The organism is Lonepinella sp. BR2357 (genome assembly GCF_051851525.1).
In the GTDB taxonomy this organism is placed as follows: Bacteria; Pseudomonadota; Gammaproteobacteria; order Enterobacterales; family Pasteurellaceae; genus Lonepinella.
In genome coordinates this window covers 165,118-181,741 of sequence record NZ_JBPDVG010000002.1, presented here as the reverse complement: position 1 = coordinate 181,741, position 16,624 = coordinate 165,118, and the positions used below count along the sequence as shown (strand labels likewise).

The 16,624-nt window shown below is 43.0% G+C and carries 17 protein-coding genes and 1 other RNA gene; 14 read left to right on the top strand and 4 right to left on the bottom strand.

The window, feature by feature from the left end:
* The first annotated feature begins 239 nt into the window (after positions 1–239).
* The 11 genes from rsxA (at position 240) to ACTG7L_RS02035 (ending at position 8,309) form a co-directional block, all read left to right on the top strand.
* A complete protein-coding gene (gene rsxA, locus ACTG7L_RS02085) occupies positions 240–818 on the top strand; it encodes an electron transport complex subunit RsxA (RefSeq protein WP_439243631.1) in 579 nt (192 codons plus the stop codon).
* Positions 819–1,397: an electron transport complex subunit RsxB gene (gene rsxB / locus ACTG7L_RS02080; protein WP_439287297.1), complete on the top strand. Its 579-nt coding sequence runs from the start codon at positions 819–821 to the stop codon at positions 1,395–1,397.
* Positions 1,397–3,730 (top strand): electron transport complex subunit RsxC, encoded by a 2,334-nt coding sequence (gene rsxC, locus ACTG7L_RS02075; RefSeq protein ID WP_439287296.1) that lies wholly within the window; start codon positions 1,397–1,399, stop codon positions 3,728–3,730. Before rsxB ends, rsxC begins: the two co-directional genes overlap by 1 nt.
* Before the next feature lie 146 nt (positions 3,731–3,876).
* Positions 3,877–4,245, top strand: coding sequence for a type II toxin-antitoxin system RelE/ParE family toxin (locus tag ACTG7L_RS02070; protein WP_439287295.1), 369 nt, complete (start codon positions 3,877–3,879; stop codon positions 4,243–4,245).
* 19 nt (positions 4,246–4,264) lie between these two features.
* On the top strand, positions 4,265–4,576 hold the full coding sequence (locus tag ACTG7L_RS02065; protein WP_439287294.1) for a helix-turn-helix domain-containing protein: 312 nt from the start codon (positions 4,265–4,267) through the stop codon (positions 4,574–4,576).
* Positions 4,577–4,614: 38 nt separating this feature from the next.
* Entirely contained in the window at positions 4,615–5,703 is a 1,089-nt protein-coding gene (gene rsxD, locus ACTG7L_RS02060) for an electron transport complex subunit RsxD (RefSeq protein ID WP_439287293.1), read from the top strand.
* 2 nt (positions 5,704–5,705) lie between these two features.
* Positions 5,706–6,278 (top strand): electron transport complex subunit RsxG, encoded by a 573-nt coding sequence (gene rsxG / locus ACTG7L_RS02055; protein WP_439287292.1) that lies wholly within the window; start codon positions 5,706–5,708, stop codon positions 6,276–6,278.
* A gap of 181 nt (positions 6,279–6,459) precedes the next feature.
* Positions 6,460–7,107, top strand: coding sequence for an electron transport complex subunit E (locus ACTG7L_RS02050; protein WP_439241958.1), 648 nt, complete (start codon positions 6,460–6,462; stop codon positions 7,105–7,107).
* Positions 7,104–7,739 (top strand): endonuclease III, encoded by a 636-nt coding sequence (gene nth, locus ACTG7L_RS02045; protein ID WP_439287291.1) that lies wholly within the window; start codon positions 7,104–7,106, stop codon positions 7,737–7,739. Before ACTG7L_RS02050 ends, nth begins: the two co-directional genes overlap by 4 nt.
* A gap of 62 nt (positions 7,740–7,801) precedes the next feature.
* The gene (yefM, locus tag ACTG7L_RS02040) at positions 7,802–8,059 is read left to right on the top strand and encodes a YoeB-YefM toxin-antitoxin system antitoxin YefM (protein WP_439287290.1); all 258 of its coding nucleotides are present in this window, start codon (positions 7,802–7,804) and stop codon (positions 8,057–8,059) included.
* Positions 8,049–8,309 (top strand): Txe/YoeB family addiction module toxin, encoded by a 261-nt coding sequence (locus tag ACTG7L_RS02035; protein WP_439287313.1) that lies wholly within the window; start codon positions 8,049–8,051, stop codon positions 8,307–8,309. Before yefM ends, ACTG7L_RS02035 begins: the two co-directional genes overlap by 11 nt.
* Here the strand turns inward: ACTG7L_RS02035 and zevB are convergent.
* From zevB to ACTG7L_RS02020, 3 genes are read right to left on the bottom strand one after another with little or no spacing between them, the layout of a single operon-like run.
* On the bottom strand, positions 8,306–9,310 hold the full coding sequence (gene zevB / locus ACTG7L_RS02030) for a zinc transporter permease subunit ZevB (RefSeq protein WP_439287289.1): 1,005 nt from the start codon (positions 9,308–9,310) through the stop codon (positions 8,306–8,308). The two genes, ACTG7L_RS02035 and zevB, sit on opposite strands and share 4 nt — an antisense overlap.
* Positions 9,301–9,930, bottom strand: a complete 630-nt coding sequence (zevA, locus tag ACTG7L_RS02025; RefSeq protein ID WP_439287288.1) for a zinc transporter binding subunit ZevA — start codon at positions 9,928–9,930, stop codon at positions 9,301–9,303. The genes zevB and zevA overlap by 10 nt, the downstream gene beginning before the upstream one ends.
* Complete coding sequence (locus ACTG7L_RS02020) at positions 9,931–10,542, bottom strand: riboflavin synthase subunit alpha (protein WP_439287287.1); 612 nt, start codon at positions 10,540–10,542, stop codon at positions 9,931–9,933.
* A gap of 58 nt (positions 10,543–10,600) precedes the next feature.
* Here ACTG7L_RS02020 and ACTG7L_RS02015 point away from each other — a divergent pair, with 58 nt between their 5' ends.
* The gene (locus tag ACTG7L_RS02015) at positions 10,601–11,998 is read left to right on the top strand and encodes an MATE family efflux transporter (RefSeq protein WP_439287286.1); all 1,398 of its coding nucleotides are present in this window, start codon (positions 10,601–10,603) and stop codon (positions 11,996–11,998) included.
* Between the two features lie 24 nt (positions 11,999–12,022).
* On the opposite strand, the gene ffs is transcribed toward ACTG7L_RS02015, so the two are convergent.
* Positions 12,023–12,120: signal recognition particle sRNA small type (ffs, locus tag ACTG7L_RS02010), an RNA gene on the bottom strand.
* Between the two features lie 242 nt (positions 12,121–12,362).
* On the opposite strand from ffs, the gene ACTG7L_RS02005 reads away from it, so the two are divergent.
* Both ACTG7L_RS02005 and ACTG7L_RS02000 read left to right on the top strand, forming a co-directional pair.
* Entirely contained in the window at positions 12,363–14,606 is a 2,244-nt protein-coding gene (locus tag ACTG7L_RS02005) for a TonB-dependent receptor (RefSeq protein ID WP_439287285.1), read from the top strand.
* A 65-nt stretch (positions 14,607–14,671) separates the two neighbouring features.
* On the top strand, positions 14,672–16,435 hold the full coding sequence (locus tag ACTG7L_RS02000) for an ABC transporter ATP-binding protein/permease (RefSeq protein ID WP_439287284.1): 1,764 nt from the start codon (positions 14,672–14,674) through the stop codon (positions 16,433–16,435).
* Positions 16,436–16,624 lie beyond the last annotated feature (189 nt).

The window sequence follows — 16,624 nt, the reverse complement described above, 5'->3', positions numbered from 1 at the left end:
TTTTTCAAAAATTTTTGTAGGGGCGTATTGCATACGCCCTTGGCATTAACGGAGCGTAATTTGGGCGTATGCAATACGCCCCTACAATTTTCGTTATTCATTAAAATTCGTCGTATTCTAGCATAAAACGGCGGTAAAAATTAATGACATATTGATTTTTTTATTGTTCTCACCGCCCAAAACAAGGATAATACACAAGATTTTAACGATTTTTACTGATAACAATACCTTAGCTATTTATGGAATATATTTTATTGATTATTTCCACCGCACTGATTAACAATTTTGTGTTGGTGAAATTTCTTGGCTTATGCCCGTTTATGGGGGTGTCCAAAAAAGTGGACACCGCAGTGGGAATGGGCTTGGCGACCATGTTTGTGTTAACCGTTGCCTCGCTCACGGCATATTTGGTGGATACCTATATTTTAGCCCCGTTTAATGCGCAATTTTTGCGTACGTTGGTGTTTATTTTAGTGATTGCGGTGGTGGTGCAATTTACCGAAATGGTGATTAACAAAACCAGTCCGACATTGTATCGTTTACTCGGGATTTTCTTGCCTTTAATCACCACCAACTGTGCGGTGTTAGGCGTGGCATTATTGAATATTAATCTTGCCCATAATTTAACTCAATCCGTGGTGTATGGTTTTTCCGCCTCACTGGGGTTTTCCTTGGTGTTGGTGCTATTTTCGGCTTTGCGTGAACGGCTTGCTGCAGCAGATGTGCCGGTGCCGTTTCGTGGTGCGTCCATTGCGTTAATCACCGCAGGGCTGATGTCCCTTGCCTTTATGGGCTTTGCTGGCTTAGTGAGATCCTAGATGACGACTCTTTCTTGCGTATTGATTGCCATCACTGTCCTCGCCTTGCTTTTCGGCGTGGTGCTGGGGTTCGCCTCGATAAAATTAAAGGTAGACGCCGATCCCATTGTGGAAAAAATTGATGCGATTTTGCCTCAAACCCAATGCGCACAATGCGGTTACCCCGGTTGTAAACCCTATGCCGAGGCCATTGCCAACGGTGATGTGATCACAAAATGCGTACCAGGTGGGCAGCAAACCGTGATCAAAATTGCCGAACTGATGGGCGTTGATGTTCCAACGCTGGACGGCATGGAAGAACCCGAAGTCAAGGTGGCGTTTATTCATGAAGATATGTGTATTGGTTGCACCAAATGTATTCAGGCTTGCCCTGTGGATGCGATTATCGGCACCAATAAAGCCATGCACACGATTATTGCGGATCTTTGTACGGGTTGTGAACTTTGCGTGGCCCCTTGCCCAACGGATTGTATTACCATGGAAAAAGTAGAAAAACAGGTCGAAAATTGGAACTGGAAACTCGATCCGAAAATGGTGATCCCGATTAAATATGAAAATAAACTGGTGGTGGGCGAATAATGACCGATATTTTAACTCGCTACCAATCAGGCAAATTATGGGATTTCTACGGTGGGATTCACCCTCCCGAAATGAAATCGCAATCCAATTCTACGCCGATTTCCACCGTACTTTTGGCGGAAAAATACTATGTGCCGATTAAACAACATCTTGGCTCGGCGGGGAATTTGCTTGTCAACGTCGGCGATCAGGTTCTCAAAGGACAACCGCTCACCCAAGGCGACGGCTTGCGTTGCTTGCCTGTGCATGCGCCGACTTCTGGCATTGTCACGGACATAGCCCCTTATATCGCTGCTCACCCATCTGGTTTAACCGAAATGGCGGTGCATATTCTGGCAGACGGCAAAGATCAATGGCGTGAACAACAACCCATTGAAGATTTTCTCAGCCAAACGCCCGATCAACTTATTCAAAAGATTTACCAAGCGGGCGTGGCTGGCTTAGGCGGTGCGGTGTTCCCAACCGCAGCGAAAGTCAGTTCTGCCGCAAATTTGGTGAAATTATTGATTATTAACGGGGCGGAATGTGAGCCTTACATCACCTGTGACGACCGTTTAATGCGGGATTACGCCGATGAAATCATTGAGGGCGTGCGCATTTTACGCTACATTCTTCGCCCTGAAAAAGTGGTAATTGCGGTGGAGGACAACAAACCCGAGGCGGTCGCTGCCCTTGAATTTGCCTTGCACGGTGCAGATGATATAGATATTCGGGTTATTCCGACCAAATACCCCTCTGGCGATTCCAGTCAATTAGTGAAAATCCTCACGGGCTTAGAAGTGCCAAGTGGTAAACGTTCTTCCAGCATTGGCGTGCATATGCAAAACGTGGGAACGGCGTTTGCGATTAAGCGTGCGGTGATGAATGATGAACCATTAATTGAACGTGTGGTGACGCTCACGGGCGATAAAATCCCCAATAAAGGCAATGTCTGGGTACGTTTGGGTACGCCAATTTCCGCTGTATTAGCCCAAGCGGGTTATCAGGCGGATGAACGCTTGCCGGTGTATTTAGGCGGGCCAATGATGGGCTTAGCGTTGCCGAATTTAGATGCCCCCGTCACTAAGTTAGCCAACTGCTTGCTTGCCCCCGATCATTTTGAATATGCGTCACCGCCGGCAGAACAAGCCTGTATTCGCTGTTCAGCTTGCTCGGACGCTTGCCCTGTGCAACTCATGCCACAACAATTATATTGGTTTGCCCGTGCGGAAGATCACGAAAAATCGCAACAATATCAATTAATGGATTGTATCGAATGCGGGATCTGTGCCTACGTTTGCCCGAGCCATATTCCGTTGGTGCAATATTTCCGTCAGGAAAAATCCGCTATTTGGGAACAGGAAGAAAAAGCCAAAAAAGCCGAAGACGCCAAACTCCGCTTTGAGGCCCGTCAAGCTCGCTTAGAAAAAGAAGAACAAGCCCGCAAAGCCCGCACCCAAAAAGCCGCTGAAAATCGCCGTCAAGAAGTGGCAAACAGTGACGGTGTTGATCCTGTGGCTGCCGCATTGGCACGCTTAAAAGCGAAACAAACGGACAGCACTCAAGCGCTGCAAATTAAGTCCATCACTAGTAAACAGCAAGGCGATGCGTTGCCTGATAACAGCGATATTATGGCACAACGCCAAGCACGACGTTTAGCACGGCAACAAGCTCAAAGCAACGAGAAAGAAACCGTAGGGGCGGATCGACGTATCCGCCCGAATGAAGAGCCACCGCAAAACGAACAATCTGTTGATCCGAAAAAAGCCGCTGTAGCAGCCGCCTTGGCTCGGGCAAAAGCCAAGAAAGCCGCCCAACAAAATCAAGCTGTTGAGCCAGTCGTTGAAAAAACACTAGAAACCGGAACCAACGCAGAAGTGGATCCGAAAAAAGCGGCGGTGGCGGCAGCCATTGCAAGAGCGAAAGCAAAAAAACAGGCCCAACAACATCAAGCTGTTGAACCTGTCGTTGAAAAACCAGCAGAAACTGAAACCAGCGCTGAAGTGGATCCGAAAAAAGCAGCGGTGGCAGCGGCTATTGCTCGGGCTAAGGCGAAAAAAGCTGCGCAACAAAATCAAGCTGTTGAGCCAGTCGTTGAAAAGCCAATAGAAACTGAAACCAACGCCGAAGTGGATCCGAAAAAAGCCGCCGTAGCGGCAGCGATTGCAAGAGCAAAAGCCAAAAAACAAGCTCAACAAAATCAAGCTGTTGAGCAAATCGCTGAAAAACCACTAGAAACCGAAACCAACGCAGAAGTGGATCCGAAAAAAGCGGCGGTGGCGGCAGCCATTGCAAGAGCGAAAGCAAAAAAAGCCGCTCAACAGGCTAAAAATAATCCCAACAACGCAGAGTAATGAGAAAATTTACCCCCTGTTTTACCCCATAAAAATCTCAATTTTGTGATCTCTATTCCAAAATTGAGATTTCTTGTTAGGTAAAATGCGCGTTCTAATTTACCGTCAATCTCACCTTGCCATTACAAGAGAGATAACGGATAATTATGCGATTATTTAAAACCAAAGCCTTTGCGGATTTTGCGAATAAAAAAGGCATTGACGACAGTTTACTGATTGATGCCGTTGAGCGAGCCGAAAAAGGCTTAATTGATGCGGATTTAGGCGGAAACGTCATCAAACAACGTATCGCCAAACAGGGACAAGGACGATCTTCGGGTTATCGTTCGTTGATTTTCTATAAAATTAACCAAAATTGCTTTTTTGTGTCTATTTTTGAGAAAAACGATAGGGATAATATATCCAAAGGCGAACTCGCTGATTTAAAAACATTAGCGAAAGCCTATTTTAGTTATACCGATGAAACCATTGCTTTACATATTAAGCAAAAAAAGCTCATCGAAATTTTGTATTAAATTAGAAAAGGGAATAAGAATGACATATCGTAGCATTATATCGCAACAAATCCACCAAAATGCAATGGATTTGTATGAAATTGGTCTTATTACTGAACAAGAAATGAAAGAATTTGACAAGAGTTGCCTTGTCCCCGTGCATCCGCTTTCTAGCAACGAAATCTGCGAGATTCGTTCTAAAGAAGGCATTTCACAACGCACTTTCGCTCATCATTTAAATGTGAGTAAAAGTCTAGTTTCAGCGTGGGAACGTGGGGTGAAAAAACCTACGGGGGCAGCATTGAAATTGTTGAATATTGTACAGGAAAAAGGCATTGATGCTATTGCCTAAGACTGACGAAAACGCCCACAAAGAAGAAAAGGAATACTATGTTTAGAATTGCCAGTTCCCCTCATACCCATTCGGGCAAGCTCACCGCTCGCATTATGCTGTGGGTGATATTTGCGATGTTGCCTGCCTTGGGTGTGCAGATGTATTTCTTTGGCTTTGGGGTGTTAATTCAAGTGGCGTTGGCGGTGAGTTTTGCCTTGCTATTGGAATATGGTGTCACCTATTTACGCAAAAAACCGGCTTTATTTTATATTGCCGATTTTAGCGTCACATTAACCGCCCTCATTTTAGCTATGGCCATTCCGCCTTATGCGCCTTATTGGGTGATTTTAATCGGCACATTTTGTGCGGTGATTTTAGGTAAGCATGTTTATGGTGGATTAGGACAAAATCTCTTTAACCCTGCTATGGTGGGCTATGTGGTGTTGTTGATCTCTTTTCCGGTGCAAATGACAGCTTGGTTACCGCCACTTTCCTTGCTTAACGAACCACCGACCTTGGCGGACAGTTGCCGTTTGATTTTTTCAGGTATGACCACAGACGGCTTTAGCCTACATCAATTAGTCGCAAGCATTGACGGCATCACCTCTGCTACGCCGTTAGACACGGTAAAAACAGGCATGAAAAGTGCGGTATTTTCTCTGCAAGATTTAAGCCAATCGCCGATTTTCAGCGATATTCTGCCATTCAGTTCTGGCTTGAACGGTATCGGTTGGACGCAAGTCAATTTGGCATTTTTACTGGGTGGGCTATTTTTAATTTGGAAAAAAATCATTCATTGGCAAATTCCTGTGGCCTTTTTAACCGCACTTTTTGCCTTAGCTTGCCTGAATTTTGTGCTTTCACCTCATGCCACCAGTCCTATTTGGCAATTATTTACCGGAGCAACCATGTTCGGGGCGTTTTTTATCGCCACCGATCCCGTCAGTGCCTCCATTACGCCAAAAGGAAAATTGATTTTTGGGGCATTAGCAGGCCTGTTAGTGGGTTTAATTCGTTTCTACGGCAACTACCCTGACGGCGTAGCCTTTGCTATTTTATTGGCGAATATTTGCGTACCGTTAATTGACCATTACAGCCGTCCGAGAGTGGCAGGCCATCAAATTGGGCAAGGGAGAAGATCATAAATATGGGAAAAGTTATCAGCAAATATGGGCTGTTGCTTGGTTTTGTTGCTCTACTCTGTTCCGCCATTTCGGGGGGCGTGTATTTACTCACCAAAGATAAAATTGATGCGGTGATTGCCAAACAACAGCATGACTTGTTATTGCAAGTGATTCCGCAAACCTATTTTAATAATGACGTTATGCAAAATTGCCAACCATCCAATAGCCGAGAAATTGATAAAATTTGCACCGCACTTTTAAATGGAAAACTTTCCGCTTATGCCATTGAGGCCACGGCACCAGATGGTTATTCGGGTAATATTCGCTTGTTAATCGGACTCACACCGAATGGCGAAGTGCTAGGCGTGCGAGTGTTAGAACACCACGAAACCCCTGGACTCGGGGATAAAATTGACACACGTATTTCCGATTGGATATTGAGTTTTAGCCATAAAAAAATCAGCCAAGAAAATCTTGCCGATTGGGCGGTGAAAAAAGATGGCGGGCAATTTGATCAGTTTACTGGAGCCACGATTACACCAAGAGCCGTGGTGAATCAAGTGAAACGCAGTGCGTTGGCGGTGTTGGGGAATTGATGACCCTCACCCTAGCCCTCTCCCAAAGGGAGAGGGAACGTAAAATGGATAATTAACATTTATCAATCCTAAAAAATAGCTCTTCTTTTCGGGTGAGATAATTTTCAAAAAGAATTTAATTCCCTCAAAACCATCCCCTCTCCCTCTAGGAGAGGGCTAGGGTGAGGGTAAAGAGGATATTATGACAGAAAAAACAGAAAGCCTTTGGCGGAGCCTGTTTCTGCAAGGCTTATGGCGAAACAACCCTGCCACCGTACAACTGCTCGGCCTGTGTCCATTGTTGGCGGTATCCAATTCTGCCACAAATGCCCTCGGTTTAGGCTTGGCCACCATGATTGTGTTAATTTGCAGCAACACCATGGTGTCGTTGTTTCGTAAACAAATTCCTCACGAAATTCGTATTCCGATTTATGTGATGATTATCGCCACCACCGTGACTGTGGTGCAACTGCTGATGAACGCTTACACATACAGTCTTTATCAAGCCTTGGGGATTTTTATTCCATTGATTGTCACCAACTGTATCGTAATCGGACGAGCCGAGGCCTTTGCGAGCAAAAATGCCCTATTACATTCTGCTTTTGATGGCTTTGCCATGGGTTTAGGCATGACCTTAAGCCTGTTTTTACTCGGGGCATTACGTGAAATTTTCGGTAACGGCACCTTATTTGACGGCATTCATTTATTACTCGGCGATTGGGCGAAAGTGTTACGCATTGAGCTTTTCCACCATGACAGCAATCTGTTACTTGCCATTTTGCCCCCAGGGGCGTTTATTGGTTTAGGCTTGATTTTGGCGTTTAAGAATAAGATTGAACAGAAAAAATGAACCAACAAAAACGTATTGAAATTTTAACCCGATTGCGTGATAACAATCCGCACCCAACGACCGAGCTAAATTTTAGTTCGCCGTTTGAGCTACTTATTGCGGTGATTTTATCTGCACAAGCTACCGACAAAGGCGTGAATAAAGCCACCGACAAACTGTTCCCCGTGGCAAATACGCCCGAAAAAATCCATGCCTTGGGCGTAGACGGTTTGAAAGAGTACATCAAAACCATTGGACTATTTAACAGCAAAGCCGAAAATATCATCAAAACCTGTAAAGACTTAATGGATAAACACGGTTCGCAAGTCCCCGAAAATCGTGAATCATTGGAAGCCTTAGCTGGCGTGGGACGAAAAACCGCTAACGTGGTACTTAATACCGCTTTCGGACACCCAACGATTGCGGTCGATACCCATATTTTCCGTGTTGCCAATCGTACGGGCTTTGCACCGGGTAAAGATGTGGTGAAAGTAGAAGAAAAACTGCTTAAAGTCGTGCCGGCTGAATTTAAAGTTGACGTACATCATTGGCTGATTTTGCACGGTCGTTATACTTGTATTGCCAGAAAACCCCGTTGCGGATCGTGCTTGATTGAAGATTTATGTGAGTTTAAGGATAAGACGGAAGTTTAAATTTGACGGCTAGCTTTTACAGTTGTACAATATGTTGTACATGTTTAAATTTAAGGAAATCTATGCAAACCATCACCTATACCGAAGCCCGTCAAAATCTTGCAGGGTTAATGACAAGAACCGTGAGTAATGTTGAAAATATCACCATTACCCGTGCCAAAGGGGAAAGTTGTGTTTTAATGTCCCTTGCTGAGTTTGAAGCTCTCACTGAAACCGCTTATTTATTACGTTCTCCCGCCAATGCTCGCCATTTACTAAACTCAATAGAGGAATTACGTAATGGCAAGGCTCGTGAAAGGAATTTAATTGATGAAGTATAAAAAAGTCTTTACCGATAGCTGTTGGCAAGATTATTTATACTGGCAAACCACAGATAAAAAAATCTTAAAACGGATCAATGAATTAATTAAAGATATTGAACGCACACCCTTTGAGGGTATTGGGAAACCTGAACCATTAAAACATGGTTTATCGGGATTTTGGTCAAGACGAATTGATAGCGAGCATCGTTTAGTCTATGCCGTTAGCGATGATGAAATTCAGTTAGCCTCTTGTCGTTATCATTATTAACGCCCAAATAATCCTGCGCCCCCACTGCTCTGTAAAGTGGTGGCATAAATCAAACTCACGGCAAACCCCATTAATAGCAAACCGAAAGCCAGTTTTAGCCAATGAGAAAATTGGCTTTTGATACGAGGAGAAAGATACCATTTTCCTACCCGAACAGCGGTTTTTCGGGCATATTGCACCATGAGTGCAAAGCTAGATAACGTCATTCCTGTTCCCACCGCCATGGCCATTGTCGCCACCACGCCCCACAGGTAAAGATCGAGCATATAGGACAAAAATAAAATAAAAATCGCCCCTGTACAAGGTCGCATGCCAATGCTTAAAATAATCAACCATTGTGATTTTAAACTATTGGCTTGGCTAAGTTGATCTTCAGCAGGCAAATGTTGATGCCCACAACCGCAATTTTCATCATGAATATAAGATAAAAAAACTGGCGGATTTTGCACCGCACTTTTTAAAATCTGATTATCGGCGACTGGTTTAATTTGCAGAATTTTTGGCTTGCGTTGAATTTGCCAAATTTTTTTGCCACTTTGAATTATCCATTGTGAACCCAGTAAGAAAATCAAAGCATAAGCGCCCCGTTCCAGCCAAAGTTGACTGGCTTTAAAATAAGACGAAGATAAATTTAACAGGACCACCACAATACTGGTCGCCACAATCGCCACCACGCCTTGCATTAAGGAAGAAAAAAACGCTAACCGCATGCTCGCGAGAATTTTGGATTCATGTAGCGACAAATAACTGGTCATAATAAATTTGCCATGACCCGGCCCTAGCGCATGAAACACGCCATAGCCAAAGCTAACCAAAATTAGACTGGTGCCGGCATAAATTGGGGCTTGTTTAATTTGATGTAGATTGTCTGATAACAGTTGATTAAATTCCCGTTGCCATAGCACGACTTGCTTAAATAAATAGGGAAATAGCAACGTGATGCCTGCAATTAACAGACATAATAATAAAATGGTGCTGATTTTCTTGGTGCTTATTGACATTGCAAAATCACTTTTTGAGCAAATTCTTTACCTAGCGAAAAATCCGCCTCTCGTTGGGTTTTATCTAAGGATTTGGCATATTGTTTGGTTTTTTCATCCACAGTTTGATCCACCATATCGCCATGGCAATTTGACGGAAGTTTGCTAAAATCCACCGCACTTTTATTGTCATAGAACATAGACACATAATAGGTCGGATCGTAAATCATCAAGATAAACTCACTGTCTTTTAAGGGCTGCGGTTGAGATAAAAAGAAATCAAATTGATATAAAATTTGGTTCCCTACCGCTTGAATATCATAATGGGCGGGGTGCGAGGTATATTTCACTCGATTACCTTGTTTATCATAGAGATAGCTAAAATAATGTTCCGATACCGTATTTTTAATCATGTCATCCACAATGGCTTGTTTAACACTTGAATCGTTGTGCGCCACTTGCAAATCGTATAATAATTCTGCTGAACTGGCCTCATCTAGCAACCACTTCACCGAAAAACCGATTAATGCGTCTTTTTCCACCAATGGCGTGGTTCTCATGCCAATAAACGCATGCGGATGTGCGTACACTTGTTGGCTAAAAGCCCAAAGTGCGGTGAAAAATAACAGGATTTTTTTCATTTACATTCTCGTGGTTAAATAACGTTCTACGGTGTCCACAATGGCTTGTGTTTGCGGATCGATTTCAATATTTACTCGATCTCCTACCGTTTTTTTGCCAATAATCGTCCGTTCAAGGGTTTCGGGGATCAAATTGACACAAAATTGCTTGCCGTTCACTTCGCCAATGGTCAAACTAATCCCATCCACCGCAATAAAGCCTTTGGTTAAAATATATTTCATCACCGTTTCATCTGGCAATTCAAACCAAATTTGCAGATTATTTTCGCTCACTTTATGGGCGGAGATTTGGGCGGTGCAATACACATGGCCAGACAAAATATGCCCGCCAACTTCTGCCCCGAATTTCATGGCTCGTTCAATATTGAACCATTCGCCGACCTTTAGTTCCCCTAAATTGGTAATACGTAGGGTTTCAGTCATTAAATCAAAGCTCACCAGATCATTGTCCACCTTGGTGACGGTTAAGCATACGCCATTATGTGCCACCGAAGCACCGAGTTGTAAGTCAGCCAGTAATTCCTGTGGCATTTTTATCTGATGTGTTCTAAAATTAGTTTTTTCAATGATAGAATGAAGTTGTGCCATACCTTGCACGATACCTGTAAACATATAAACTCACTTAGCGAATTAAAAATTTTCTCTATTATAAAGCAAACTCGGATTCTGTATGCAAAAAATTCACCATTGGCCACAATATCATGCGCAAGCAAAAAAATTAATTCAAATTGCCATGCCGATTTTGCTCGCTCAAATCGCCCAAAATTCCATGGGATTAGTGGACACCATTATGGCAGGACGAGTCAGTGCGGCAGATATGGCGGCCATTTCCGTGGGGGCGTCCATTTGGTTTCCCTTGGTATTATTCGGGCATGGTTTGTTACTCGCTCTTCCGCCGACCATTTCCTATTTAAACGGTTCCAATCAACGTTCTCGCATTGCCCATCAAGTACGTCAAGGCTTATGGATTATTCTGCTGGTTTGCTTGCCATTGGGCGGGCTGATTTATCACAGTGATCTGATTATTCATGCCATGCAGATGGAAGAACGTTTGGCAACGATTACTGTCGGTTATTTACATGCCATGTTGTTTGGCTTGCCGGCGTATTTATTGTTGATTAATTTCCGTTGCCTCAATGATGGCGTGGCGAAAACCAAACCCGCCATGGTGATTACCTTTATTGGCTTATTACTGAATATTCCGCTTAATTATGTGTTTATTTACGGCAAATTCGGTGTACCCGCATTCGGGGCGGTTGGTTGTGGTATTGCTACCGCCATGGTGAACTGGGCAATGTGTTTCATGATGATTGCATACAGCCGCCGTTCTCACCATTTGCGTGATATTCGCCTTTTCGATCAGATGATTGAAAAACCTGATTGGACGACGCTCAAAAAACTACTCAAACTCGGTTTTCCCATTGCGGTCGCCCTTTGGGCAGAAGTGGCCTTGTTTGCGTTGACGTCCTTATTTTTATCGCCACTAGGCACCGCCATGGTAGCCAGTCATCAAATCGCCTTAAACACCAGTTCTTTTGTGTTTATGTTCCCTATGTCCTTAGGCATGGCGACCACGATTTTGGTGGGGCAACGCTTAGGCGAACAATCTCCGTCAGAGGCGAAAAAAGTATCTTATATTGCCTTTGCTGTCGGGCTGAATATTACCATCATCACCGCTTTTGTCACCCTATTCTGGCGAGAACAAATTGCGCAATTATTTGTCACTGACACGAGCGTGATTACCTTAGCCAGTTCCCTGTTAATTATCGCTGCCCTCTATCAATTTTCCGACACCTTGCAAGTTGTCGCCGGTGGCGTGTTACGGGGTTATAAAGACACCAAAGCCATTTTGTATATCACAATTTTTTGCTATTGGGTGTTAGGCATGCCGATTGGTTATGGCCTCGCCATGACCGATATTATCGTGCCGCATTTGGGGGCATTAGGCTTTTGGGTTGGGTTTGTGGTGGCATTGACTGCGGCGGCAATTCTGTTGTTATATCGGATGTGGAAAATACAACGCCAATCAGATGAACAGTTGTTAACAAAATTAGAACAGATTAAATAAAAAAGTGCGGTTAAAAAGGTGGAAACCTTTCCAGCTCCTCTCGGCACACAGAAATTCTGACTTTGGCTGCTTTCTTCCGAACCTGACCGAGTAAACCAGACACCATTGCGAAAGACCGAAAAGGTTTCCATAGGATAAGCATAAAATGCTTAGGGCGTGGATTATGCTATAAACTGCGATCAATTGCAACTATTTAAATTTAGCAGAACCATTGGAGCGGTTTTATCCGCTCTTTTTCATTAAAATGAGAATAAATCTTATTAGGCTATTGCAATAAATTATCGTTTACTTTATAATCGCCCAACTTTTTTAAGCGGTCTACTTTTTAGACTATTTTTTATGAACTTTATGTAAGGATAACCTAATGCGTTCCACATTTAAATTTAGCGTTGTTTACACCGCACTTTTTGCCGGTGTTTCTTTTGGTGCTTTTGCTGAAACCGTTCAGCAGACAACAGAACAACTTGATGCGATTGAAGTTTCTGACAGTATTCACGAACCAGCAAGCTATCGTTCTTATTCTGTTGCCAGTGACGGTAAATTGCAAGACAGCGTAAACTTAGGTTTATTAGGTCGTGCGACTAACTTCACCGCCCCTGTGACGGTAGTCAAATACGATTCAAAAGTGTTAGATGATACACAAGCTCGCACCCTTGTTGACGTGGTGGCAAAAAAAGATGCCTCAACATGGCAATTTGGTGGTGAAACCAATACCTTAACCGGTTTATATTTCCGTGGTTATCAATTAGATGCTCGTCAATTTAGCGTTAACGGCTTGGCTGGCATGTACGGTACGCAAGGCACATCAAGCGTGTATGCGGACTCTGTACAATTAATTAAAGGCGGAAACACCGCACTTTCAGGCATGGATCCAGAGGGCGCAACAGCAGGAGCCGTCAATATTGAAACCAAACGTGCCAGTGATCAAGGCAACCGTAAAGTGGGTGTAGGCTATTTCAGCGACAATCGTTTGCAAGGTACCTTTGACTTAGGTCAACGTTTTGGTGATGGCAAACAATTCGGTGTGCGTGTGAATGGTAAAATGCGTGAAGGCGATACCCCTCGCACAGGCTACTGGGAAGACAATAAAGAATTTTCTTTAAATGCGGATTATAGTGGCGATAAACTTTATGTGTCTTTCGATAGTTTCTATGCGAAACGTAAAACCGAGGGCGGTCGTGCACGTATTCAAGATATTCAAAATGCTAAAGCCCGTTTATTTGATGCCTTAGACGGTGAAAATAATCTTCAACCAAGTTGGCAAGCACAAGATACTCGTAGTCAAACCAATATGCTGACCTTTGACTACTATACCGACTATAACTTCCAAATTTCGGGCGGAGTCGGTTATAACGATGCTCGTTATTATGGTAACTTTGCTTCTGCTACCCCATCTACGGATGGTCAATCTTACAATGCGGGACGTTCTCGTATGACCGATCAACGTTTCCAAACCTTAAGCAGTAACTTAGCCGCTCGTGGTGAATTCTCAACAGGTTCTGTCAGCCACAACTGGAGTACCTCATTCGATCGCATTGATCGTCGTCGTCAAACCTATCGTGGTACATCTCAAGCACCAAACCAAAACTTAACCATTTATCCTTATGGTAATGCAGCAGGCCAAACTTTAGCCCAACAATTAGCTAACATTCCACAAGGCAATGTATTTAGTAATGGTTTTGAAACTGATCCAAACTTAGATGCAACGATCCGTGCAAACAGCCTTGCTCTATCAGATACACTTGGCTTTGCGGAAGATAAATTCCGTGTCACTTTAGGTGGTCGTTTCCAATGGGCATCTTATAAAAATAATATCACACAAGCGAAAGGTGACGCACATCGCTTTAGTCCAATGTTTATGCTGTCTTACTTACCTAACCCTGACCTCGTGTTCTACGGTAACTATATGGAAGATTTAGAACCTGCAGACATTAAAACCGATGAAAGTGGTAATACCACAATGTCAAAACCACGAGTTAGCCGTCAATTAGAATTAGGTGTGCGTAAAAACTGGGGTGATGTCGTCACTTCACTTAACGTATTCCAAGTTCGTCGTGAAGGTTACTGGCGTGGTAACACAACAAGCGGTACGGACTTCGCTAATTCGGGTGCATCGGCTGGGGATTCCCAAGGTATCGAACGCAACCGTGGTATTGAGTTTAATATCTATGCGAACCTGTTAGATAAAACGGTGCGTCCAAGTTTAGGCATTATGTACTTACAATCTAAAGTGAAAGATTATCCAAACTATGCTGACAATTTGGTCAATGGTTATCAAGTGGCAAATCCACGTTGGGTGGGTAAAGCTGGCATTGAATGGGATACACCATTTATCCAAGGCTTAACCTTAAGCACCAATGTACAACACTTTGGTAAATCTTACCAAGATTCGCAAAAAACTTACGCTTTCCCATCATACACTTTAGTGGACGCAGGAGCGAAATACCATACCCAATTAGGTAATGGTCACGCTATCACCGTAAGAGCACAAGTGGAAAACTTATTCAACAAAGCCTACTGGCAAGTCCAACGTGGTCAATACGACCGTAGCTTTGCGGTATTAGGTATGCCAAGAACCTATTGGACAACGGTTGAATATTCATTCTAATTAGATTTTGACTTATTCACAAGGGGCGGTTAAACTGCCCCTTTTGTTGTATTATCGGATATATTATGAACTGGCAAACAGAATTAAATAACAGTTTTACTTGGCTACTTTCTGCCCTCTGTTGGCTCAGTTTAGGGCTATTTTGTACCGCACTTTTATTGCGAAAAACGCCTTTTGGGCAAAAATTTTGGCTCATTACCCAACCTTGCGTCAAAAATAGCCATCCGCTTAAAACCCTTGGTTTGATACTGTTATTGTTGGTTTTTATTCTATTAGAAGTCCGAATTAGTGTTCTTAACTCTTTCTTTTACAATGGATTATACAGTTCATTGCAAGACAAAAAAGCTGAGGCTTTTTGGTTCTTTGCGTTACTGAATGCCATGCTGGTCGGCTTTAAAATTATCCATTCCATTTTAAATTATTTGGTGCGTCAGGTGTTTGAAATTCGTTGGTTAGAAAAAATGAACGAACAAATGCTCGATCGCTGGCTACAAAATAAAAATTACTATCGAATTAAATACGAAAAAGACTTGCCCGATAATATCGATCAGCGTATTGAACAAGATGCCAAAGAATTTATTACTGGCACCGTTGATTTACTTGACGGCGTTATCGGTTCGCTGGTATCGATCATTGAATTTACCCTGATTTTGTGGGGATTATCAGGTCTATTGCCCCTGTTTGGTGTCGATATTCCTAAAGGTGCGGTGTTTTTTATCTATATTTTTATTATCATGGCAACTGCACTTTCCGTGTGGATTGGTTATCCGTTAATTAAGCTCAATTATGCCAAAGAAAAATATGCTGGGGACTATCGTTATTCGCTCATTCGAGTACGAGATAATGCGGAAAGTATTGCTTTTTATGACGGGGAAAAACAAGAACAAGCCCACTTAAAAACAAAATTTAATACGATTATTGAAAACCGTTGGGCGATCGTGCGTCGTATGTTAGGCTTAGACGGTTTTAATACTGGCGTCACCCAATTTGCCATGATTTTGCCCTTAATGTTGCAATCTCCCCGATTTTTTGCCGGACTTGCCACCTTGGGCGACATGCACCAAACTGTACAAGCCTTTAACCGATTAATGCGTGCATTGTCCTTTTTCCGTTTGTTTTACGAACAATTTACCTTATATCAAGCACGTTTAAACCGTTTATATGGTTTTATGTTTACCTTGGATGAACTGGATAATGAGCAAATTGTTCAACCAACGGAATGTGGCTTGGGCATTCGTTTACAAGATTTTGGCTTAAAAGATCAACAGGGCGAAATCTTGTTACAACAGGTCAATTTAGAACTAAATGCCGGTGATGCGTTATTAATTCAAGGGCCGTCTGGGGCAGGGAAAACCACGCTACTCAAAGCCATTGCAGGAATTTATCCTTTTGAAACCTTTGGTTATTGTGAACGACCATGCAATGCCAATGTGCTGTTTTTGCCTCAACGTCCTTATATGCCACAAGGTACGTTACGTCAGGCAATTTGTTATCCGAATATCGATCCATACCATGCCGATTTGGAAAGCTATATGGAGAAATGCCGTTTGAGTAATTATATTCACGCGTTGGATCAAGAAAATGACTGGCAAGCTACCCTTTCCCCCGGGGAATTGCAACGTGTGGCGTTTATTCGGATTTTCTTAACTAAGCCAAATATTGTGTTTTTAGATGAAACGACTTCTGCACTGGATGAGCCAACGGAATATATTCTTTATCGTAAAATTCGGGAAAAATTGCCGAATATGATTGTGTTAAGTATTGGACATCGTGGTACACTACATCAGTTTCATAATAAGGTGTTTGATCTTGGGGTGTGTCGAATTTAATTTCTATCGGGTTTCGCCGATGGCGACTTACTTTTTCTTTGCTCGTGCAAAGAAAAAGTAAGCAAAAAGAAAACACGCCCCGATTTTGCCTTGTTTCCTGAAAATCATTAAATTTGCTTAACGGAAAAGTTGTAAACTCGCTACGCTCAAACAGTACAACTTTTCCTACAAATTTAATGATTTTCAGGC